This is a genomic window from Peribacillus sp. NPDC046944 (genome assembly GCF_050272735.1).
Lineage (GTDB): Bacteria > Bacillota > Bacilli > Bacillales > DSM-1321 > Peribacillus.
Map to the genome: position 1 here is coordinate 163,743 of NZ_JBNNML010000008.1, position 23,476 is coordinate 187,218.

Sequence of the window (23,476 nt, forward strand, 5' to 3'; positions counted from 1 at the left end):
CAGGGCTTTTTTAGGGTAAGGTAAGTGACTTCGAATGGAAAGTGTAGACGAAATCTTTAATTCTTTAATATTCCAAAAAACTAATAACCTCCTTCAATAATATTAAAATAGTATAATTACATACAATATACGGAGTCATTTTTATTCTTAAGTGTTTACTATTTTGTAAAAGCGGGAACTCTAAAGGTATTGTATTGAAATAATTAGAGGTGGGTTCGTTTAAAAATGGAGATAGTAGAAAAGTTTATTACTGAAACAAATGATTTATTATGGTCATCTATACTGATTATATTATTAATTGGAATGGGCATTTATTTTTCTTTTCGGACTAAATTCGTACAATTTAGAATGGTGAAAGAAATGATTAGGTTATTAGGAGAAGGTGCTACAGCAGATAAGAAAGGTGTATCATCGTTTCAGGCCTTTTGTATCAGCACGGCTTCCCGGGTAGGAACGGGGAATCTGGCAGGTGTGGCTATAGCCATAACAACTGGTGGTCCGGGAGCAGTTTTCTGGATGTGGTTAATCGCATTGATCGGATCTGCTTCTGCTTTCATTGAAAGTACACTTGCTCAAATTTACAAGGTCAAAGACGGAGAAGCATTCCGTGGTGGTCCAGCTTATTATATGGAAAAAGCATTAAATGCACGTTGGATGGGTATCACGTTTGCTGTTTTGATTTCATTGACTTTTGGACTTGCTTTCAATTCTGTACAGGCCAATACGATTACAAGCGCATTCCAAGCATCTTTTGGGGTCGATAAATGGATTACTGCACTTATTTTGGCTATCATAACGGCTGTTATCATTTTTGGCGGAATTAAGATGGTTGCTAAAGTGTCTGAAGTCATCGTGCCAATCATGGCAGGAGCTTATGTGTTAGTAGCTTTAGTTGTCATCATATTAAATATAACCGAGTTACCTAGTGTTCTTGCTTTAATCTTTGAAAGTGCATTCGATGGATTAAGGGAGATTGCTAGTGGTGCACTGGGTGCAGCCATGATGAACGGAATCAAGCGTGGCTTGTTCTCAAATGAGGCTGGAATGGGGAGCGCACCTAATGCGGGTGCTACAGCAGATGTCACCCATCCGGTAAAACAAGGTCTAATCCAGTCACTAGGCGTTTTTGTTGATACGCTCATCATATGTAGCTCGACGGCCTTTATCATCTTGTTTTCCGGCCTATATTCATCAAAGGAAACGGATGGAATTGTTCTTACGCAGAATGCTCTTAGCGAGAGTTTAGGATCTTGGGCTGGGATTTTTCTTGCCATTATTGTCCTATTATTTGCGTTTAGTTCGATTGTTGGAAACTACTATTATGGAGAATCCAATATCAGTTTTATTAATGAAAAGAAAGTTTGGATAAATATTTATCGTGCAGCAGTCGTTGGAATGGTCATATTCGGATCAATGGCTTCGCTCGAGTTTGTATGGAATCTAGCAGATTTGTTGATGGGATCAATGGCCATCATAAACCTGATAGCCATAGCCTTGCTAGGGAAAATAGCTTTCGCCGCACTTGCTGATTATCAAAAGCAAAAGAAAGATGGCAAGAATCCCGTTTTCCATGTAAGTAACATTAAGGGATTGAAAAATGTTGAATGCTGGGGTGAACCAACCGATTACGTGGAAGAATCCAGTAAAAAGGAATTCAAATAGAATCTAAATTATGGACAAAAGGGACCTCGATACTATTTCGAGGTCTTTTTTTATACCTCTTGATAGCCCAATATAACCACACATCTTAATCCAGGTTATGTCTCTTTCTAATATTCTATTACCCTGTGAATAAATACCTTTATAAAATGGACCAATTTATAATTCAATATTCCTATTTATTTATTGGTAATATATAATAATGTTGGAAAATGTCGGTATTTAAGGGTATCTTTAATTATGTAGCTGAGATACTATAATATTATAAGGCTCTACCAATATTTTGAAGCTAAAACGCAACCTTGTAGTTATTTGGTGCTCAACTAAGTGAGTGGAGGAATAAAAATGAGTATGATCCTCGATAAGGAAAAAGTAGAAAACCCTACACAAATGGAAGATGCAATATTGATAGGCAAATTTCAAGATGGTGATGATGAGGCACTGAATCAATTAATTACGAAGTATAAAGGTCTTGTCAAAACTAAAGCAATGAAGTATTTTCTAACGGGTGGAGATAAGGAAGATGTTTTTCAAGAAGGCATGATTGGACTGTATAAGGCTATCCGGGATTATCGAGATTGCAAAAATTCGGCTTCCTTTAAGTCATTTGCTGAACTTTGCATTACTAGACAAATTATCACTGCTGTCAAAGCGGCCACTAGACAAAAGCATTCTCCTTTGAATACCTATGTTTCACTGTTTAGACCTATTTACCAAGGGGAATCGGAGCAAGCTCTTATTGATGTCGTTCCTGAGCAAAAGCAGATGGATCCGGTTGCCATTTTAATAGGATTAGAAGAATTCAGTGAAATTGAACTGAAATTAACGGAACTCCTTAGTGACCTGGAAAGTACAGTCGTGGGCTTGTATATGGGCGGACAGACCTACTTGGAAATTTCACTAGAATTGAATGTTCAAGTAAAGACAATAGATAATGCACTTCAACGTGTAAAAAAGAAGTTGGATAAGTATCTGGAATCACGGTTGATGGTTGAATAGGTAATACAGTGAGCATCACTTTAAATTATAGATTTTCTTTATCATCATGATAACCGTCATTTAATTCATGGAGAATAATACTTGAAAGTGGAGTGTGTATGCGCAAGGTTAAGTCAGTAAAAATAGATGGCGAAAGTGTTTTTATGTTTAATAGTGCTATATATATATTCGAGACAGATTCAAGGTATACATTGGAATTGGATATAATAGTGAGTGAAATAGTGTTAAAAAAATTCGGCAATAACGAAAATTTAATTATCGAAATAAAATTGGAAGATGGTAAAGAAATCAGTGCGATTATGCATCTGCGTGGTTTAGTGGGGGAAGGATTGCCCCAGCTTAACCTATATTGTGAGATATATGATCTAGAAGGCTATGAAGATTTCCAGATAGTACATGAGAATGAAACATCCTTCCCGAATGTTGAAGAGGGCATTACTCTGAAAGAAATAAGAAAAGTGGAAATGCCAAATGAAAGAATAAACCTTAAACTACTATTACCGATAGATCAGACGGAATGGTTAGCGAAGCAAGGAAAAAATCTAAATGGGATATTGAAAGAAGCTATATATGACTACTGGAATAAAGAAAAGAAACTACAAGAATGAAAACTGGTTAAATGACCATTGAGATAATTGAAAATTAGGATAATATAAAATCCTATCGTTAAATATTTTTTGGTTGTCTTTTTTATGGGTGAAAATCAGGATCATAAAAAAATATTGAGGGAAATGCATGCAGTTTTAAGCCAAAAACTCACCTTGTATGGTATGTCCTTGAAACGGCATATCATTTTTATTAACTACTTATCTACTTTAAATGATAAAAATCGACAAAGTAGGTACATGAATCTTTCATAACGATAGTGAGGAAAGAGGAAGACTATTTTGTTCTATTTATGCAATGGAGTTTTCAATATTGTTCAATTGCTTACACCGTTCACTTTGAACGGTGTTTTTTTTTTTTTTTTTATGGGGAACAGCGTAAACCTATGGTATAGCATCCAGCAACAAACCCGTTATTTTTCGAGGTCGCTCCTCTATGTTATATCTTACAATCGACCTCGATAGTATATATATAATTCCGAAAAAACAAGATTATAAGTATCTCACAATAAACCTCGTCAGAATAAATAGGATTTAAAATAAGAAAAAAATGTCAGTAACAAAAGATAAAGAAGATGTATGGAACTTTTTTTAATATTTTCCTTTTGTGTGGAGAAGCTAACAAGAATAAATTAGGTTAGAAAGGAAAAAAGTATGGATCACTTACAAATGGCAAGGGCAATGTTCGGGACTAATATGGGCGTACATATTATATTTGCCACTCTAGGTGTGGGATTACCTATGATGATGCTGGCAGCGGAATTGATGTATCAAAAGACGAAAGATCTCCAATATGTGGTCATGGCTAAACGCTGGACCAAAACATTAGGGATTTTATTAGGAGTGGGAATCCCGACAGGTACAATTGCCGGTGTGCAGCTTTCTCTTTTGTGGCCTGGATTTATGGAGGTCATAGGTAGAGTTATGGCCCTTCCGTTCCAAATTGAGATTTATGCTTTTATGGTTGAGGCACTATTCATGTCCATCTATGTATATGCAGCTGAAAAAATCAGGCCATGGGCTAGAATCTTGAGTTTATCCTTTGTCGCTTTTGGTGCTTTGGCTTCAGCTGTTCTAATTGCAAATGTCCATGCTTTCGAGGGGACACCTGCTGGTTTCCGGTTCGAAAATGGTGAAATCGTCGATGTGGATCCGTGGGCAGCTTTTTTCAATCCGAGTTTCTTCGTAACAGCAGGACATACGGCGCTCACTGCTTATATGACAGGAGCGTTTGCGATTGCTGCTGTTGCTGGTTATAAAATGCTTAAAAATAAGTATGGATCCACCGAGTATAACTTTCACCAAAAGGCATTAAGGTTAAGCATTGTATTGGGGTTGGTCTTTTCATTTTTGACCGCACTTAATGGTCACTCGACGACCCAGCATTTATATCGGGAACAACCAGAAAAATTAGCAGCTGCGGAGGGCCTGTTCGAAACGAAGGATCATGCAGGTCTCACATTATTCGGTTGGACAGACCGAGAAGCGCGGGAAGTGAAATATGGCATAGAATTTCCTTGGGTACTGAGTATTTTGTCAGGAAATAGTTTTGATACGGTAGTTACCGGTCTGAATGATTTTCCAGAGGAATATTGGCCTCCGCTATATGTTCACACATTATTCAATGCAATGGTGATCATTGGGGGGGGATTAATAGTACTGTCCTTGTTCGCATTAGTGTGGAATAAGGTCTTGAAGAAAGCGCGATATCCAAGGTGGCTTTTATGGTTGTTTGTGGCTTCGGGACCATTGGCCGTACTATCCATCGAATGTGGTTGGATATTCGCATGTACGGGAAGGCAACCATGGACAATTTATCGAATGCTTACCACGGCAGATTCGGTAACCACCTATGAAAATCTGGGGTACCTATTCACATTATTCATTATCGTTTACATCATATTATGTGTGTCTGTTGTATTTACACTTACCTATTATTTCAAGCGTCATTCCATAACGGATGATCTTTATAAAGCTGAACAGAAGGATGTCCAGTTATTCGATTCCAATTCATGAAAAGGAGGAATAGTGAATGAATGAAGCACTTCTAGCGATAACGCTTGTGTGGGGCTTTATTTTCTTGTATGCCATCATGGCGTCCATGGACTTTGGTGCAGGATTCTGGGCAATGATCTATATCAAGAAAGAGCATACGAATGCCACAAAGATAGCAAATAGTTATTTATCTCCGACTTGGGAAGTGACGAATACATTTGTTGTAGGCCTTGTCATTGCCATTTATAGCCTATTTCCAGGTGCTGTATTTTCTATTGGAGTAGCATTAATTGTCCCCGCCAGTTTAATTTTACTTCTTCTTTGCATTAGAAGTGCTTTTCTCGTCTTCTCTCACAGCCTGGACAAGTATGCAAAGATGTTGACTTATATATCTGGAATAACGGGTCTCATTATACCTGGCCTATTAATCAGTGTTTTACCGATTACCCATCTTGGATTTCTCGAGAATGTAGGGGGGAACGAGGAATTAAATTTAGTTAAACTTTTCACTAGCGCAAATGAATATGCCTTTTTAGGCTTTGGTATTTTAAGTACATTGTTTCTCTCATCTTTGCTTCTGTCTGATTATTCGAAACAGGCTGATGAGCTAAAGTCGTATAAGATCTACCGCCGTGACGCAATGATTACAGGTCCATTGGTGTTAATCATGGCATTTCTCGTAATGTTCACACTGAAAAAAGAAGCATCGTGGATTTACGAAGGAATGATGGAGAACTCCACACTGCTATTGGTCTCCCTTGTCTTTTTTATCATTAGTGGTGTAGCTCTTTACCTGCCCTATTTTTCCAAACAAGAGGTAAAGGGAATGCCAAGGCTCGCCGTAATAGCGATTATCATCCAATATATGATAGGAAGCTATGTCTATGGGGTCGCACATTTACCATATATCATCTATCCGAATGTCAGGATAATGGAAGCATTTACAGACCCGACTTCATTCAGGGCCGTGTTCGCTACCTATATTGTGGGATTTGCGATATTAGTTCCTGGTTTTTATTACTTCTGGTCCATTTTCATGAAAGATCAACGAAGAAAGTTCAAAAAGCGGAATATTTCGAATTAGTCAATTTGATATAAGAAAGGGAATTGCCATGAAAAAGTTAAAATTACTAAAATACTCGGTTTTAGTACTTTCAATCTTTTTAAGCTATCAAGCGGTCGAAGCACATGATAAAAATTTCCCAGAGAATGGGACCTATATCTCTTCGAAAAGGGATGTTACGGGGGATAAAAAAATTGACATAATCCAGGTCCAAGGCACACCTTTCGACAAAGGTAGCAAGTTCCTTAAAGAAATCGAGTTGCGAGTAGAAAGTAATCGCAACTCAATCAGTGTCCCACTCGAAGCCGGGTATAAGCCGGAACTTTCACTGGTCGATTTGAATAAAGATGGGACACAAGATGTGCTTGTTACTGTCCTGACGGAAGGGATAGAGCGTACACTAAAGTGTTATGCTTATACATTCAAAGATGGAAAGGCCAAGGATTTGGATGTTCCGCCGTCCGTTCCAATCACCGCCCAATTTCTCGATGGGTACAAAGCGGAATTCAAAATTGAAGGGAAAAAGCCTGTGATTGTAGATGTCAGTTCAAGGAAGAGAGAGTATGAAGAGTTGGGGATTTATCAGGATGGCATGTTAAATGAGTCGACGGAGTTATTGGTTCATTCATACACTTCTTTGAAACCAAAGACTATCTTTGGAAAAGGGAAGGGATTATCGGGTGTCCAATATATAATGGGAATGGATGGGAGAGATCCATTGTTAGAAATCAAATCGGTTTGGTCATATAATAATGGGTGGAAATTGATGAAAACAGTGGTGAAACCCGTCAAGAAAAAGTAGATATTCACCAGGGATGGGCGACTGTCATAGTATAAGGTAAACCTGTATTTTTCAAAAGGAGTATGAAGGGATGCCAGAATTTCATCCGGAAAAATTAACGGTTAAGTTTATGCCACCCACGACCCCATGTCTCCCTGTAGACGGAAGGAAATATACACTGACTCATTCTGATGAAACAGGTGATCTATACCTTACCATCGGTACGCAATATGAGTGTTCTGCCTTGGATGCAAAAAAAAGAGATGAAGTGTTGGCTAATTGGGATGCATCTCTTGGTCAATATCTCTTAACGGTCAATGTGTTTGTAGATGGTTTGGAAAATGAGTATGATCAGGCAAAAGCCCGATATACAATTTTTCAGCAAAACCTGGATTTAGCTATTACGGCGATAATTAATGGAGATAAAGAATTTTATTGCTTTTTCCCATGGTTGATTGATTGCCCGATTCATGTTCAATTTCAATCCGGTTTCCCCGAATTCAATCAGCGTATCTTTTACGACACACCTCGATGCTATTGGATCAATTGAATTGTTCCCCACTTATCACTTTTCATGTGTTAAGTGGGGAATTCAATGTATAGATTCGAATCATCCACGATTATATATTAAAAAATTGACAAACTGATAATATTTGGTAAAATCTAATTAAATCCACTTGGTGAACAAACAAGTTTTTGTTTAATGGATTTTATGTAAGCGGATACATAAGGAGTGATGGCCTTACGGAGTTAAAAGATAAAATTATTGAAACATCACTGAACCTTTTTGAACAAAATGGATACCACGGAGTTTCTGTGAACGAAATCGTGAAAGAATGCGGAACGAGCAAGGGGGGGTTTTATCATCATTTTTCCTCTAAAGATGAGCTCTTATTTGTCATTCATGATTGCTTTATATCCTATGTTTTAACGAAAGCACAGGAAGCCACCTCAGATAACATACACCCTTCGGCAAAAATGCAAAAGATCATCCTATCGTTTGTTAAAGTGTTTGACCTCTATAAACCACATATTTCGGTTTTCTATCAAGAAAGCATATATCTTAAACCACCTTATGTAGAAGCAATCAAAAAAAAACGTCACCAGTATAAAGAAATTGTATTCTCCGTTATTCAAGAAGGAATTGAAAAGGGAGAATTCCGTAGCGAGTTACCGGTGGAAATTACCGGGATGTCCATACTAGGCATGGTGAACTGGACCTACAAATGGTATAAACGGGACGGCGGAAAGACAATCGAAGAAATCGGACGAATCTATGTCGATTTAATTTTAAAGAGCCTATTAACGGAAGAATTCAAAAATGATGCAAGCATCCAACCTTATTTACTAAAGAATCAAATGGATATCGATTAAAGTTAAAGCGTTTACATTCGATACAGACCGACTAGTTGGTCTTACTATGAAAGGGGAATGAATAAATGGATTTCTCACTTACGAAAGAGCAGCAAATGATCAAGGAAATGGTAAGGGAATTCGCAGAAAAAGAGATTAAACCAATTGCTATAGAACTGGATGCGAAGTCCATGTTTGCAGAAGACGTTTTCAAAAAGATGGGAAAACTCGGGTTACTTGGTATTCCATTCCCGGAGGAATACGGGGGTTCAGGCGGTGACACGATTTCCTATGCGATTGCTGTTGAAGAAATTGGTAAAGCTTGTGGAGGGACAGGATTAAGCTATGCTGCGGCCGTTTCGCTAGGGGCGAGCCCAATTTATTACTTTGGTACCGAGGAGCAAAAGCAAAAATACCTAATCCCGATCACCACTGGTGAGACACTTGCAGCATTTGGTTTGACTGAACCGAATGCAGGTTCCGATGCGGGTGGTACGAGAACGACGGCTGTAGTGGAAGGTGATGAATATGTAATCAATGGCGAGAAGACCTGGATAACGAACGCAAGCTATTCAAGGACCATCACAGTTACAGCCGTTTCAGGGAAAGATAGCAGGGGGAAAAATATCATCTCGGCTTTCATCGTCCCAACAGATACACCGGGATTAACGATAAATAGTAATTACGAAAAAATGGGAGTGCGAGCTTCTAATACATGTGAAATCATTCTTGATAATGTACGGGTGCCAAAAAAGAATCTGTTGGGTGATCCGGAAAAGGGATTCAAACAATTCTTATTTACCTTGGATGGAGGAAGGATTTCCATCGCTGCATTAGCAGTCGGAATAGCACAGGCGGCGTTCGACAGGGCTTTGGCGTTTTCAAAAGAACGTGTTCAGTTCGGTAAAACGATTTCCAACTTCCAAGCGATTCAGTTCAAACTGGCTGATATGGCAATGGAAATAGAATTGGCGAGAAATATGGTCTATAAAGCTGCGTGGCTAAAGGATAATAAAAAGCCATTTGCGAAAGAAGCGGCATTTGCCAAGCTTTTTGCTAGTGAAACCTCATTCCGTACGAGCAACCAAGCGATTCAAATCCACGGAGGATCAGGGTACATGCGTGAATATGAAGTGGAGCGTTACTTAAGAGATGCGAAGCTGCTAGAGATTGGGGAAGGTACTTCCGAGATTCAAAGAATGGTAATAGCTAGACAATTGGGTTGCTGATCTTTGGGGAACCTGAAACTAGGTTCTTAGAGGAGTCCTGCAGATTTTATCACTTTTAATAAAAAGCGTTCATCTTACCTTTATTTGATAGGAGGAGTTTGATGTCAGATCTGCAAGATATTACGATTGGCAAACTGCTTGAAAAGACCGCTACTGAATACGGGAGTAATGAAGCGGTGGTATATCATGAACTAGGTTTACGATATACCTATAGTGAATTCGAAAAGGTTTGTCGTCAGGCAGCGCGCGGTTTTATGTCTCTTGGTATTGAGAAAGGTGAACATATTGCCATTTGGGCTACCAATAAGCCTGAATGGGTCGTTTCCCAATTTTCAACCGCCAAGATGGGTGGGGTGCTCGTCACGGTCAATACGAATTATCGGACGAGTGAACTGGAGTACCTCCTCCGACAATCGGATGCGACAACAATCATTTTGATGGATAAATATAGGGATCACTCCTATATCGAGACACTTTATGAGATTCTTCCCGAACTAAAGACTGCGGAGCCAGGTAAATTAAAATCTGAGAAACTACCAAAGTTAAAAAATATCATCATGCTGAGTGACATTCGTTATCCCGGTACTTTTTCATGGGAGGATGTCCTAAGGGGAAGTAATCGGATTTCAGAGGAAATGCTCGATAATCGGATGAAGGACCTGAAGCCGGAAGATGTAATCAACATGCAATATACATCGGGCACGACGGGATTCCCCAAGGGGGTCATGTTGACCCATTCAAATCTGGTCAATAATGGGTTGAATACTGCGTCTTGCATGAAACTCACAAACGAAGATCGGCTCTGTATCCCGGTCCCGATGTTCCACTGTTTTGGATGTTCCCTTGGGACGATGGCTTCAGTTACTGTTGGGGCTACGATGGTGCCTGTTATTGAATTCAATCCACGCACCGTACTTCAAACCGTGGAAGCAGAAAAATGTACTGCGCTTCACGGGGTACCGACGATGTTCATCGCGGAGTTGAACCTTGATGACTTCGATCAGTATGATTTGCGGTCATTGCGGACAGGAATCATGGCCGGTTCCACTTGTCCGATTGAAGTCATGAAACTTGTAGTGAATAAGATGGGGATTTCAGAAATCACGATCACGTATGGTCAAACGGAATCGTCACCAGGAATTACGATGACCCGTACAGATGATCCCATTGAACTTCGTGTTTCTTCCGTCGGTCGGGCGTTGCCGAATGTGGAAGTGAAAATCATAAATCCAGCTACCGGAGAGGAACTAGAGCGGGGCCAACAGGGTGAACTTTGTTCAAGAGGTTATCATGTCATGAAGGGGTATTACAAAAACCCAGAAGCAACGAAGGAGGCCATTGATCCGGAAGGGTGGCTTCATACCGGAGATTTAGCTGTAATGGATGAAAACGGGTACTGCAAGATAACCGGTCGCCTGAAAGATATGATAATTCGTGGGGGCGAAAATATTTACCCCCGGGAAATAGAAGAGTTTCTTTATCAGCACCCTTTAATAGTCGATGTGCAGGTCTTGGGCATTCCCGATAAGAAATATGGAGAAGAGGTAACGGCCTGGATAATCTTGAAAGAAGGAGAAAGCCTGACAGCAGAGGAACTAAGAGCATTCTGTAAAGGGAAAATTTCTCATCATAAGATCCCGCGTTACATTCATTTTACGGATGTCTATCCAATGACTGCATCCGGAAAAATCCAAAAGTATAAGTTACGGGAGCAGACTCTTGATTTATTAGCTGAACGGACTAAATAAGGAGGTAATGGGATGATTAAAAAGGTTCTTATTGCAAACAGAGGTGAAATTGCTTCGCGTGTCATTCGTACTTGTAAGGAATTGGGTATAGGGACTGTTGCCGTCTATTCAGAAGCTGATTCCGAATCTCCATATGTTTCATATGCAGATGAAGCTTATCTTTTAGGAGGGCCCCGCGTTCAGGAAAGCTATTTGAATGTCCCAAAAATCTTAGAAATTGCTAAAGAGGCTAAGGTTGATGCCATACATCCTGGTTATGGATTTCTTAGCGAAAATGCAGATTTTGCACGCTCATGCGAAGCAGCAGGTCTGATTTTCATCGGTCCCAATCCAGATGTCATTCAACAGATGGGCAATAAAGTAGAAGCCAGAAAAAAGATGGAACAAGCGGGGGTCCCGTTAGTCCCAGGTTTTTCGCGCCCATTAATCGATAGTGCTGAGGCAGCAGCTGTTGCCGAAAAGATTGGTTATCCTATTATGCTGAAAGCGTCAGCTGGAGGCGGGGGCATCGGTATGCAGATGATTACTAACGAGGAAGATCTCTCGAAAGCATTCGAAAGCAATCAAAAAAGGGCTCAGTTATTTTTTGGTAATGGGGATATGTTCATTGAAAAGTTAATTGAAAAACCGCGTCATATCGAGATTCAAGTGCTGGCTGACAAATTTGGGAATGCCGTTTATTTATGGGAGCGGGAGTGTTCGGTTCAAAGACGTCATCAAAAGGTCGTGGAAGAGGCCCCATCTTCTTTTCTGGATGAGGAAACAAGAAAGAAAATGGGTGAAGCGGCTATAAAAGCTGTAAAGAGCATCGGTTATCACAATGCTGGTACATTGGAATTTTTAGTTGATGCCAACAAGAAATTCTATTTCCTTGAAATGAATACACGACTTCAGGTGGAGCACCCGGTCACGGAGGAAATTACGGGTCTCAATCTTGTGGAACAGCAAATCAAAATCGCCAACGGAGAAAAACTCTCTTTTACACAAGAGGATGTTAAAAGACAGGGGCATGCCATAGAAGTGAGGATTTATGCAGAAGACCCTAAGACCTTCTATCCAGCACCAGGAACAATGACCGGTTTGTCCTTACCTGAAGGCGAAGGGATCCGTCATGAGCTTGCGGTTCAGGATAACTCGGTCGTTTCCCACTTTTATGACCCGATGATCGCCAAGTTGGTGGTTAGCGGAGCTTCTCGTGAGATTGCAATCGATAGATTAAAAGAAGCATTGAATTTATATAAAGTAGAAGGAATTAAAACGAATCTTCCGTTGCTCAAGGAAATCATTGAACATAAGGCTTTCCATAAAGGGGATACGACGACGGATTTCATCAATAAGTATATTAAAAAAATCACGGTATAAGTTGGGTGAGACCTACTGGGTCTTATACCTTTCATTAAGAAAACAGGAGGAATCAAAATGGGAGAATTAAAAGCGAGCATGGCAGGAAGCGTTTGGAAAATCGTAGCAGGTGAGGGACAAAGTGTTGCTGACGGACAGGATATCATCATTTTGGAATCTATGAAAATGGAAATTCCCATATCAGTAGAAAAGGGGGGCACGCTCAAAGAACTTAAAGTAAATGAGGGAGATTTTGTGAATGAAGGCGATGTTTTGGCCGTCATTGAATAAAGGGACGGAGGGATAGGATGAAATGGCCTGAAAGCGTAACTATTAAGGAAGTAGGCCCTAGGGATGGACTTCAGAATGAGAAGGTCATTATCCCGACCCAAAGAAAAATAGAGTGGATCGATCAGCTTTCCGAAACCGGTCTTACTTATATAGAAGCGACATCTTTTGTTCATCCTAAATGGATTCCTCAATTGGGGGATGCCTTAGAGGTAGGTAAAGGAATCAAGCGAAATCCAACTATCACATATGCGGCCCTCGTACCGAACCGAAAGGGGTTAGAGTCTGCCCTTGAAGCGAATATGGATGAAATATCGGTTTTCATGTCAGCCAGTGAAACCCATAATCTGAAGAATATTAATAAAACAATCTCTGACACATTCCCTGTTCTAAAGGAAGTCATTGATGTAGCAAAAGATTCAGGAAAGACGGTAAGAGGGTATGTTTCCACTGTGTTTGGGTGCCCTTATGAAGGACCAATTGATATCAATCAGATATTCAGGGTATGCGATCAATTATTCGAGTATGGGATCAATGAGCTATCACTAGGAGATACGATTGGCGTCGCCTCTCCTAGACAAGTGGATGTTTTCCTAGAGCAAGCGGTGAAACGGTATGACAAGGACAGTCTGGCCCTCCATTTCCATGATACTAGGGGGATGGCCCTTGCGAATGTCCTCAAATCTTTGGACTATGGAATTGACACGTTCGACTCGGCGCTAGGAGGACTTGGGGGATGCCCATATGCACCGGGTGCGAGTGGAAATGTGGCTACAGATGATCTAGTTCACATGCTTCATAATATGGGCATTGACACGGGAATCGACTCCAAAAAACTGATCCAGTCAGCCTCCATGATGCAAACCTGTTTGGAAAAGCCTTTACCTAGCCATCAGATGGCCATCTACAACGCACAATAAACGCACGAGAGGTGAAGTAATGTTATCGAATGTAAAGGTTAGCCATGAGGAAAATGGAATAGCCATTGTGACATTGAATAGGCCGGATGCAGCCAATGCGTTATCCAGGGAACTTCTTCATAATTTATATGAAACTCTGAATGAATTGAAAATGCTGTCCAATCTTCGGACAGTGATTTTAACAGGGGCTGGAAATAAGGCTTTTTGCGCAGGCGCAGATTTAAAGGAACGGGCTGGGATGAATGAGGCGGAAGTCAAGGAAACGCTTAAACTGATAGGTGACACGATATCGGCAGTTGAAAGTCTTCCGGTTCCTGTCATTGCTGCGATTAATGGATCCGCTTTTGGTGGAGGTCTCGAGTTAGCTCTAGCATGTGATATTCGTATTGCATCAAGCACAGCAAAGATGGGGCTAACGGAAACCTCACTTGGCATTATTCCGGGGGGCGGGGGGACCCAGCGTCTCCCTAGGATCGTTGGCATAGCGACAGCTAAAGAACTGATTTATACGGCAAGGAGGCTGGACGCCGAAACAGCAAAACAGATGGGCATCATCAGCCAGGTGGTCGATTCCGAGCACTTGCTTGAAGTAGCCAAAACACTGGCTAATGAAATTGCCGTTAACGCCCCTTTGGCCCTGCGAGCAGCCAAAATGTCGATCAACCAGGGAGTAGAAACCGATTTAAAGACGGGGCTGCAAATCGAACAGGACTGTTATCAGACGACGCTACAAACCGATGACCGGTTGGAGGGTCTGAGAGCCTTCAAGGAAAAACGCAAACCGATATTTACTGGTCATTAACTTCAGTTGAAGGAGGAAGATAAATGGTAACAACCGATAAACTCAGTGAACTGGTTGAAAAAATAAGTAAGGGCGGTTTGGAGAAATACCATCAAAAAAATGCGGAAAAAGGGAAGCTGTTCGTCCGCGAAAGATTAGAGCTGTTATTTGACGATGGGATAGATATTGAGGATGCCTTTTTTGCCAATTGTACGAGTGAAGGCCTTCCGGCGGATGGAGTTGTCACAGGGATTGGAAAAATCAATGGACAGACCGTCTGTGTCATGGCCAATGATTCAACAGTGAAAGCCGGATCATGGGGAGCAAGAACGGTTGAAAAAATCATCCGTATTCAAGAGACGGCCGATAAACTACAAGTACCCCTACTGTATTTGGTCGATTCAGCAGGTGCCCGTATCACGGATCAAGTCGAAATGTTCCCAGGGCGACGTGGGGCTGGTCGGATTTTTTATAATCAAGTGAAACTGTCCGGTAAAGTACCACAGATTTGCCTCCTGTTCGGACCTTCAGCCGCTGGTGGGGCATATATTCCGGCTTTTTGCGATATTGTTGTCATGGTTGAAGGCAATGCGTCGATGTACTTAGGTTCACCGAGAATGGCTGAAATGGTCATTGGAGAAAAAGTGACCGAGGAGGAAATGGGCGGAGCAAAAATGCATTGTTCCGTTTCAGGTTGTGGAGATGTTCTGGTACAGTCAGAACAAGAATCGATTGCCTTTGCCCGTCGATACTTAAGTTATTTTCCAGGGAATTATCAACAAAAGCCAAAAGCGTGCCAATCAGAATTGCCTGCTGACTTTGAAAAAACGATTGAAGATTTGATTCCGAAAAATCAGAATGCACCATTCAATATGTATGACTTAATCGACAGGATCATAGACCGTGACTCATTTTGTGAAATCAAGAAGCTATTCGCACCTGAATTGATTACAGGTCTCGCCCGACTGAATGGTCAATCAATCGGAATCATCGCTAATCAGCCACGAGTCAAAGGGGGAGTATTATTCCATGATTCGGCTGATAAGGCAGCCAAGTTCATTAACTTATGTGATGCGTTCCATATCCCACTACTGTTTCTTACGGATATACCAGGTTTCATGATTGGTACAAAGGTGGAACAAGCGGGAATCATTCGACATGGTGCAAAAATGATTTCTGCCATGAGTGAAGCTACAGTACCAAAGATTTCTGTAGTGGTGCGAAAAGCTTATGGAGCCGGATTGTATGCAATGGCCGGTCCCGCTTTCGAACCGGATTGTGTATTAGCTTTACCGACCGCATTAATTGCCGTTATGGGTGCGGAAGCTGCTGTTAATGCCGTCTACGCAAATAAAATTAACGCATTGGAAGCAGAAGAACGGCCTGCTTTTATTCAACAAAAACGAGAAGAATATAATAAAGATATCGATATCTATCGTTTGGCTTCCGAGATGATTGTCGACGCAATCATCCAGCCTAATGATTTGCGAGATGAATTGAGTAATCGTTTTGAAGCATATGGCAGTAAACAGCTAACATTCACTGATCGGAAACACGGGGTGTATCCGGTTTAATCAATCACTATCAATAAAAGCCCCCTTTATTAATAGTGGATAGGCTTTAAAATATGATGTGAATACCTCCACTAGCTTATTAAGTGGGGGTATTCCTATGTTTTGGAACTCCTCGCTTTACTATATATTCGTATTTAACGAATATAACATCATACAGTACCCTTCGGCCCAATGCTTTTGTTTCTATTATTTTCCAACGTATAATCTCTACAATAATCTTCATATAATTTTCATAGGGACGATAAATAGGTATAAGACGTACTCATCCTACTGTTCTTAAATCATTTTATGAGGTGAAACATCTTGATTAATATATTTCAAGGTAAATCTATAAAAACATCGCTAATTAAGTTGTTATTTGTTTTAATAGCATGTTTGTTACTATTCAATCTGGCAACATTATACTATGATTCTTCCCAATCGGTTGAACAAACCTTTAAGGAAACAGGTATAAAAGACGCAACAAGAGTAGCTTCAAATATCGATCCAGTCCTCTACCAGAAATTTCTTGATGAGCCCAAAGTCAATGACACATACAATCAAATTAAAAATCAATTAAATGATTTTCGAATTAAGTCCGGTGTTCTGTATGTATATACATATGCAGTGGAAGACAACAAGGTCAAAATGATGATCAACGGTTTAGATTCTGGTGAAGGGTCACCCATTGGGGAAATTATAGAGACGATTACTTATGAAGAGTTATCACCTGTCTTGATGGGTGAAACGTTGAGTACAGATATCATTAAAGATGAAAAGTACGGAAACTATATGTCATCTTTCGCACCCATTAAAGACAAAGATGGAAAGGTCATAGGCATTCTCGGTGTCGATACGGAGGCCGAAACTATTAAATCGATTAAAAATGGCGTACTATCCAGCCTTTTACCGATTGTCATTGCAATTTCGATTATTTTTACTGTACTCATATTGGGAATCGTCTACTATTATCTTGGTAAGAAGCTTAATCCTCTCAAGCGACTATCAGATATTGCAAATGCTATTACGAAGGGGCAGCTTGAAGAGGCCTCGACATTAACGCGGGAAAATAGAATACAATCTACAGATGAAATAGGATTACTCTATACATCTTTTGAAAAAATGACGGAGACTTTATCTGGAATGATACAAAAAATGCATGGTCTATCATCATCATTACATGAGCAGAGCAGTAAATTGAATAATTCCTCTAACGAAGTAAATGAAGGGACAACTCAAGTGTCTGTCACGATGGATGAAATGGCGGTTGGTGCAGAGTCTCAAGCTAACTTAGCCTCTACACTTTCGGTGGATATGAGAGAGTTTTCCGAAATCATTGCCGCAACAAATAAGCAAGGTCAAGAAATTACCCAGTCAACAGAAGTAGTAATTAATGATTCACAGACTGGCATGAAATTAATGAGCTCATCAATTGAGAAAATGCAGGAAATCTATAATATTGTCTCGGAGTCAGTAAATCAGGTGAAAACTTTGGAATCGCAAAATAAAGAAGTAACCACGCTTGTTACGCTCATTAGCAATATAGCTGATCAAACGAATCTACTCGCTTTAAATGCAGCGATTGAAGCGGCTCGAGCAGGAGAGCAGGGGAAAGGTTTTGCTGTGGTAGCGGATGAAGTAAGGAAACTTGCAGAACAAGTTTCTGATTCTGTAAACGGCATTTCTACAATAGTCAGTAACGTTAATAATAACTCAAAAAACATGGTGGAAATCCTTACATCTGGCTTAGAGAAAGTGGATGAGGGAAGAGGAAACCTTCATAAGACAGGTGAAACCTTCGATGATATTTCTACGGAATTGTCCACTATGAATGTATTGGTTCATTCCATGGCAAAACAGTTAATCCTGTTGACAAATAAAGAAGAAAAAATGAAAGGGTCCATTGAAGAAGTTGCGGCCATATCCGAGGAAAATGCTGCTGGTATCGAGGAAGTATCAGCATCTGCTCAAGAAATTAACGCAATGACTGGAGAGATGAAACAGTTAGTTTCCAATTTGGCCGTTGCTTCTGAAGATTTAGAAGAAATGAGTAATCAATACTCAGTTTAAGAATTCAATAAGAGACTGTCCCTTAAATGAGACAGTCTCTTTCTGGTATGTCAACAATTTTACTACTGTAAAGCTACGAGTCAACTTTCAGAAGCAATAGAAAATAATTATCCTTAAAAATGGAAATAATTAAATGTTAAATGTTGCAAAAAAGTGAAAACGAGAGTATTATAATTAGTAATTAAGGATTTACTAATTACTCATCCATTTATTTAAAAGAAAGAAAGTGAGAGCTGCCATGGTTCAGCAAGGTAAAAAGAAATATATCACTCCAGATGGATACACTGCAGACATTGCTATCTTTACGATAACGGCTAAAAAAACCGAGAAAAAAGCACCACCTGAAATGTTCTTGAAACTATTATTAATTAAACGAGCGGCTACAGATAAGGAAGGAAATCCAAATGTTGAAGGCAATAAATGGGCCTTGCCCGGTGGCTTTGTAAATGCTAATGAAACGGCCTATGAAGCCGCAGAAAGGGAGTTAAATGAAGAAACTGGAGTCTCAGGACTTCAAGTGAAACATTTTGGTATGTATGACCAACCGGGCCGTGATCCGAGAGGGTGGATCATCTCAAATGCTTTTTATGCAATTGTTCAGGAGAAATTTCTCCATCAAAGGAGGGCCAACGATGATGCCGCAGAGGTCGACTTATTTACGATTAAGGAAGTCTTACAACTGAATTTGGCTTTTGATCATTATAAAATCATTAATGATGCGATTGAACTACTGAAAAAAGAAATGATGCAAACGACCATTGCAAAAAACTTCTTGCCGGATGAATTTACGCTTTCGGAGCTACAACGAGTTCTATTGACAGTACGGGATGATGCAAAAATCAGCGCAGATTCATTGTTTTTTTCTAAAGCTCCAAAGCTCCCATTCTTGGAAAAGGTTTTGGATGAAAAGGGATTACAGAAGAAAACGAAACGTAATTCATTTCGTCCCTCACAACTTTACCGATTTAATGCTGAGATAGTCACGGACTCGATTTATTATTGAGGAGGAATGAAAAATGGGTAAAAAAGCATTGATTAATATCGATTATACGAATGACTTTGTAGCCGATGATGGTGCATTGACTTGTGGTAAGCCTGGTCAGGAGATAGAAGATGCACTTGTCAGTATTACAAAAGAGTTTATTAGACAAGGCGATTATACAGTTTTTGCGATCGATCTTCATGAAAAAGGAGACGGTTATCATCCTGAAGCGGATTTGTTTCCCCCTCATAATATTCGGGGTACAATGGGTAGAGATTTATATGGAAAGCTTAAAGATGAATATGAAATCAATAAAAATCTAATAAATGTACATTATATGGATAAGACACGTTATTCGGCCTTTGCAGGCACGGACCTGCATATCAAACTCAGAGAGCGGGATATTTCAGATGTATACCTAGTCGGAGTATGCAGTGATATATGCATTCTTCACACAGCCATGGACGCTTACAATTTAGGTTATAATATTTTCATTTATGAAAATGCAATCGCTTCATTTAATCAGACAGGACACGATTGGGCACTTACCCATTTCGAAGGGGTCTTAGGCGCAACGATCATAAAGTAACGTCACAGAAAAAAAGGGAGGTACCGCTTCTCTTTTGGGAGGAACTATCATGGAAAACAAATATAATGACGATAGCTACGCGCTACACACTGATCTATACCAAATCAATATGGCTCAAACATATTGGGAGGATAATGCCCATAACAGAAAGGCAGTATTTGAAATTTTTTTTAGAAAGCTTCCTTTCAATAGTGGGTATGCAATTTTTGCGGGACTAGAAAAGATTGTCCATTATCTTCAGAACTTTAGCTTTTCAGAAAGCGATATTGAATACCTGAAAAAAGAATTGCATTACGAAGAGGACTTTTTAAATTATTTGCAGAATATTTCATTTACTGGGACGATACGTTGCATGAAGGAAGGCGAGCTTGTATTTGCCAACGAACCGATATTACGTGTAGAGGCACCTCTTGGTGAAGCACAACTCATTGAAACGGCGTTGCTGAACATTGTGAACTATCACACACTCGTTGCTACGAAAGCTTCACGAATTAAGCAGGTTATTGGCGATGAGTCTGCACTTGAATTCGGATCACGCCGTGCACAAGAAATGGACGCAGCCATTTGGGGAGCACGTGCTGCCTATATCGCCGGGTTTGATTCCACAAGCAACGTCCGTGCAGGAAAGCTTTTCGGAATACCGGTATCAGGCACACATGCACATTCTATGATCCAAGCTTATAAAGACGAATACACAGCATTTCATAAATACGCAAGCTCTCATAAAGACTGTGTGTTCTTGGTCGATACCTATGATACATTGCGTTCAGGCATACCAAATGCCATCCGCGTTGCTAAAGAATTGGGGGACAAAATCAATTTCATCGGAGTCCGTCTTGATAGCGGGGATCTAGCTTACCTTTCAAAAGAAGCACGACGCATGCTTGATTCAGCTGGTTTCCCAGATGCAAAAGTTGTAGCATCGAATGATTTGGATGAATATACGATTATCAACCTGAAGCAACAAGGAGCGCGGATTGATATTTGGGGTATCGGTACAAAATTGATCACCGCTTTTGACCAACCTGCATTGGGTGCTGTTTATAAAATGGTTTCAATAGAAGATGAAAACGGGAATATGAGAGATACCATCAAAATTTCTTCCAACCCTGAAAAGGTAACGACACCTGGTCTTAAACGGATCTATCGGATCATTAATAAAGTCAACCACCATGCAGAAGGTGATTACTTGGCGATGGAATTTGAAAAGCCACAGGAACAGGAAAAACTAAAAATGTTTCATCCCGTGCACACTTTCTTAAGTAAATTTGTCACAGATTTCGATGCAATTGACCTGCACGAAGACATTTTTGTAAATGGTACATTAACGTACGAATTGCCATCGATTGATGAAATTAAAGCTTTTACGTTAAGAAACATTCAAGTATTGTGGCCAGAATACTTAAGGGCCTTAAATCCGGAAGAATACCCCGTCGACCTGAGCCAGGAATGTTGGGATAATAAAATGAGAAATATAGATGAAGTGAAAGCCAATGTGGATAGAAAGCTTACAAAATAACGAATCTATTTGGGAAGAGGGGTTATACAGTGCGTCCATTACAAAAAGAAATCATAGAAAAATTACTTGTTCAACCAACGATCAATCCAGAAATTGAATTCCGGAAGAGCGTCGATCTTCTAAAGAACTATTTGAAGAAGAATACATTTCTAAAAAGTTTCGTCCTTGGAATTTCAGGTGGTCAGGACTCAACCATAGCTGGCTACATGGCCCAAGTAGCGATCAATGAATTGAATCAAGAGTTGAAGACCACCGAGTATACATTTATCGCTGTCAGCCTCCCCTACGGTATCCAGGCTGACGAAGAAGATAGGCAGCTAGCTCTGAAATTTATCAAGCCAAGCATGACCGTAACCGTCAACATTAAGGGCGCGGTTGACGCATCTGTACGTGCAGTAGAGGAAGCGACAGGAAAAAAATTGACACACTTCCTAAGAGGCAATGCAAAGGCACGCGAGAGAATGAAGGTCCAATATGATTTAGCAGGACTTTATAAAGGTGTAGTCCTCGGTACAGATCATGCAGCAGAAGCCATCACGGGATTCTTTACCAAACATGGAGATGGTGCAGCTGATATCATTCCTCTTTACCGTTTGAATAAAAGACAGGGCAAAGAAATCCTTAAATTCGTGGGAGCACCTGAACGACTATATATGAAAATTCCAACAGCCGATTTAGAAGATGATAAACCATTGATTCCTGATGAAGTTGCCTTAGGGGTAAGTTATGATGAAATTGACGACTACTTAGAAGGTAAAGAGATCAGGACAAAAGCGGCCGAAATCATTGAAGGCTGGTATACAAAAACGGAACATAAACGAAATGAAGCCATTAATGTGTATGATACATGGTGGAAGTGATATTAAATGTAGCCATACTGAATAATGACTCAATACAGAACCAAAAAAAACCGTACAACTCTTTTAACTAAGAGTGTGCGGTTTTTTTGACTCAGTCGGGATTACTGAAGAGGAATACTATGAAGATAAAAACTTCACATATAAGGAAGATGATTTATTGATTATTTCATAGTACAAAATGTCCATTTATTAACTTTAAAGCCATTTATAGAATCCTTAATGGTAAGCGATTAGAACAAGGAGCGATGATAAAATGAGTATCGATGTAAGCGTTTCCCCTCTGTATGCGATTTTTGGAATATTGGACATAGTTCTTCGGTTAATAGCTATACCTGCAATTATATACGGTATATATTTATTACGTAAAATATCAAAAAGATAGTTTTAAGAGTCGATTACTTAAAAAGCTGATCCCGATTCTTTTTAATATAATTATGAAGTTAAACAAAGAAAAGCAATATGATACAGCCTACCAATGTGATGCAGGTGGCAAATTATTACAAGATGAGCACAAAATATGAATGAAGCACAGCCCATAACAAGTGTTCAAACACCTATGTCGAAAATGGTTTGAGTTTAACCAAAAAAGTGGGTGATACAACTCATGAATACTTCTATACCGATGAAGTGTTGGCTATGGAAGTTGTAAAGAAAAAAGGGTTTATATTAACCATAACTCAGAGCACGGAACATTTTAGCCCTAGATCCACATCCAGGAGACGATGAGGAGCCGTTGTCACAGAATGGGTATACGTATGGGAATAATTATCCGGTTATGAATGTGAATCCGAACGGTAATGTAGCTTGGATGGTAGTAGGCGCAATTACAGGAGGTTTAGTTGCGTGGTTAACTTATAAATTAGAAGCTTAACTTGAAATATGAAGATATACACGTAGTAGTTTAATAACGAAGGCACAGATGCTCGCTTATGTGCGATAAATAGAGGATTATTAAAAAAGGCAATAAAGTATGGGTATCTAACATCAAAAGAGGCAAACAAACTTTATATAGGATAACGAAGGATTTGAAAATAGAACCTTACTCCATGAGGATAGGTTCTATTTAGGTAAGGTTTGTGTGAATATAAGTTTCTAATAGTTAGAATATTTAAACTTCTACTGCTATCATAAATACATTTTG

General features: G+C 39.8%; 21 protein-coding genes. All 21 read left to right on the top strand.

Features of this window, described 5'->3' with window-relative positions:
• Nucleotides 1-225 precede the first annotated feature (225 nt).
• The 21 genes from ACQKIC_RS15790 (at nt 226) to ACQKIC_RS15890 (ending at nt 23,206) form a co-directional block, all read left to right on the top strand.
• Complete coding sequence (locus ACQKIC_RS15790; RefSeq protein ID WP_402989483.1) at nt 226-1,662, top strand: alanine/glycine:cation symporter family protein; 1,437 nt, start codon at nt 226-228, stop codon at nt 1,660-1,662.
• 342 nt (nt 1,663-2,004) lie between these two features.
• On the top strand, nt 2,005-2,658 hold the full coding sequence (gene sigH, locus ACQKIC_RS15795) for an RNA polymerase sporulation sigma factor SigH (RefSeq protein WP_402989480.1): 654 nt from the start codon (nt 2,005-2,007) through the stop codon (nt 2,656-2,658).
• A gap of 98 nt (nt 2,659-2,756) precedes the next feature.
• Nucleotides 2,757-3,266, top strand: a complete 510-nt coding sequence (locus ACQKIC_RS15800; protein ID WP_402989477.1) for a hypothetical protein — start codon at nt 2,757-2,759, stop codon at nt 3,264-3,266.
• A gap of 651 nt (nt 3,267-3,917) precedes the next feature.
• Nucleotides 3,918-5,279 carry a cytochrome ubiquinol oxidase subunit I gene (locus tag ACQKIC_RS15805; RefSeq protein WP_402959106.1) on the top strand — a complete coding sequence of 454 codons (1,362 nt, stop codon included), beginning with the start codon at nt 3,918-3,920 and terminating at the stop codon, nt 5,277-5,279.
• 16 nt (nt 5,280-5,295) lie between these two features.
• Complete coding sequence (locus ACQKIC_RS15810; protein WP_402959104.1) at nt 5,296-6,342, top strand: cytochrome d ubiquinol oxidase subunit II; 1,047 nt, start codon at nt 5,296-5,298, stop codon at nt 6,340-6,342.
• A gap of 28 nt (nt 6,343-6,370) precedes the next feature.
• A complete protein-coding gene (locus tag ACQKIC_RS15815; RefSeq protein WP_402959102.1) occupies nt 6,371-7,123 on the top strand; it encodes a hypothetical protein in 753 nt (250 codons plus the stop codon).
• A 70-nt stretch (nt 7,124-7,193) separates the two neighbouring features.
• The gene (locus tag ACQKIC_RS15820; RefSeq protein ID WP_402872733.1) at nt 7,194-7,652 is read left to right on the top strand and encodes a staygreen family protein; all 459 of its coding nucleotides are present in this window, start codon (nt 7,194-7,196) and stop codon (nt 7,650-7,652) included.
• 146 nt (nt 7,653-7,798) lie between these two features.
• Nucleotides 7,799-8,476 carry a TetR/AcrR family transcriptional regulator gene (locus ACQKIC_RS15825; protein WP_402872735.1) on the top strand — a complete coding sequence of 226 codons (678 nt, stop codon included), beginning with the start codon at nt 7,799-7,801 and terminating at the stop codon, nt 8,474-8,476.
• Between the two features lie 65 nt (nt 8,477-8,541).
• Complete coding sequence (locus tag ACQKIC_RS15830) at nt 8,542-9,684, top strand: acyl-CoA dehydrogenase (RefSeq protein WP_402872737.1); 1,143 nt, start codon at nt 8,542-8,544, stop codon at nt 9,682-9,684.
• 101 nt (nt 9,685-9,785) lie between these two features.
• Nucleotides 9,786-11,432, top strand: a complete 1,647-nt coding sequence (locus ACQKIC_RS15835; protein ID WP_427591892.1) for an AMP-binding protein — start codon at nt 9,786-9,788, stop codon at nt 11,430-11,432.
• A gap of 12 nt (nt 11,433-11,444) precedes the next feature.
• On the top strand, nt 11,445-12,794 hold the full coding sequence (locus tag ACQKIC_RS15840; protein WP_427591893.1) for an acetyl-CoA carboxylase biotin carboxylase subunit: 1,350 nt from the start codon (nt 11,445-11,447) through the stop codon (nt 12,792-12,794).
• Nucleotides 12,795-12,851: 57 nt separating this feature from the next.
• Complete coding sequence (locus ACQKIC_RS15845; protein WP_402872747.1) at nt 12,852-13,064, top strand: acetyl-CoA carboxylase biotin carboxyl carrier protein subunit; 213 nt, start codon at nt 12,852-12,854, stop codon at nt 13,062-13,064.
• Between the two features lie 17 nt (nt 13,065-13,081).
• Entirely contained in the window at nt 13,082-13,981 is a 900-nt protein-coding gene (locus ACQKIC_RS15850; protein WP_427591894.1) for a hydroxymethylglutaryl-CoA lyase, read from the top strand.
• A gap of 19 nt (nt 13,982-14,000) precedes the next feature.
• Nucleotides 14,001-14,783 (top strand): enoyl-CoA hydratase, encoded by a 783-nt coding sequence (locus ACQKIC_RS15855; RefSeq protein WP_427591895.1) that lies wholly within the window; start codon nt 14,001-14,003, stop codon nt 14,781-14,783.
• Between the two features lie 23 nt (nt 14,784-14,806).
• Nucleotides 14,807-16,336 (top strand): acyl-CoA carboxylase subunit beta, encoded by a 1,530-nt coding sequence (locus tag ACQKIC_RS15860; RefSeq protein WP_427591896.1) that lies wholly within the window; start codon nt 14,807-14,809, stop codon nt 16,334-16,336.
• A 303-nt stretch (nt 16,337-16,639) separates the two neighbouring features.
• Nucleotides 16,640-18,385 (top strand): methyl-accepting chemotaxis protein, encoded by a 1,746-nt coding sequence (locus ACQKIC_RS15865; protein WP_427591897.1) that lies wholly within the window; start codon nt 16,640-16,642, stop codon nt 18,383-18,385.
• A gap of 238 nt (nt 18,386-18,623) precedes the next feature.
• The gene (locus tag ACQKIC_RS15870; RefSeq protein ID WP_427591898.1) at nt 18,624-19,388 is read left to right on the top strand and encodes an NUDIX domain-containing protein; all 765 of its coding nucleotides are present in this window, start codon (nt 18,624-18,626) and stop codon (nt 19,386-19,388) included.
• A gap of 13 nt (nt 19,389-19,401) precedes the next feature.
• Nucleotides 19,402-19,956 (top strand): cysteine hydrolase family protein, encoded by a 555-nt coding sequence (locus tag ACQKIC_RS15875; RefSeq protein ID WP_427591899.1) that lies wholly within the window; start codon nt 19,402-19,404, stop codon nt 19,954-19,956.
• Between the two features lie 49 nt (nt 19,957-20,005).
• Nucleotides 20,006-21,475: a nicotinate phosphoribosyltransferase gene (locus ACQKIC_RS15880; protein ID WP_402872768.1), complete on the top strand. Its 1,470-nt coding sequence runs from the start codon at nt 20,006-20,008 to the stop codon at nt 21,473-21,475.
• A 29-nt stretch (nt 21,476-21,504) separates the two neighbouring features.
• Nucleotides 21,505-22,335, top strand: a complete 831-nt coding sequence (gene nadE, locus ACQKIC_RS15885) for an ammonia-dependent NAD(+) synthetase (protein ID WP_427591900.1) — start codon at nt 21,505-21,507, stop codon at nt 22,333-22,335.
• 733 nt (nt 22,336-23,068) lie between these two features.
• Nucleotides 23,069-23,206, top strand: a complete 138-nt coding sequence (locus ACQKIC_RS15890) for a hypothetical protein (protein ID WP_402989443.1) — start codon at nt 23,069-23,071, stop codon at nt 23,204-23,206.
• The last annotated feature ends 270 nt before the right edge of the window (nt 23,207-23,476 follow it).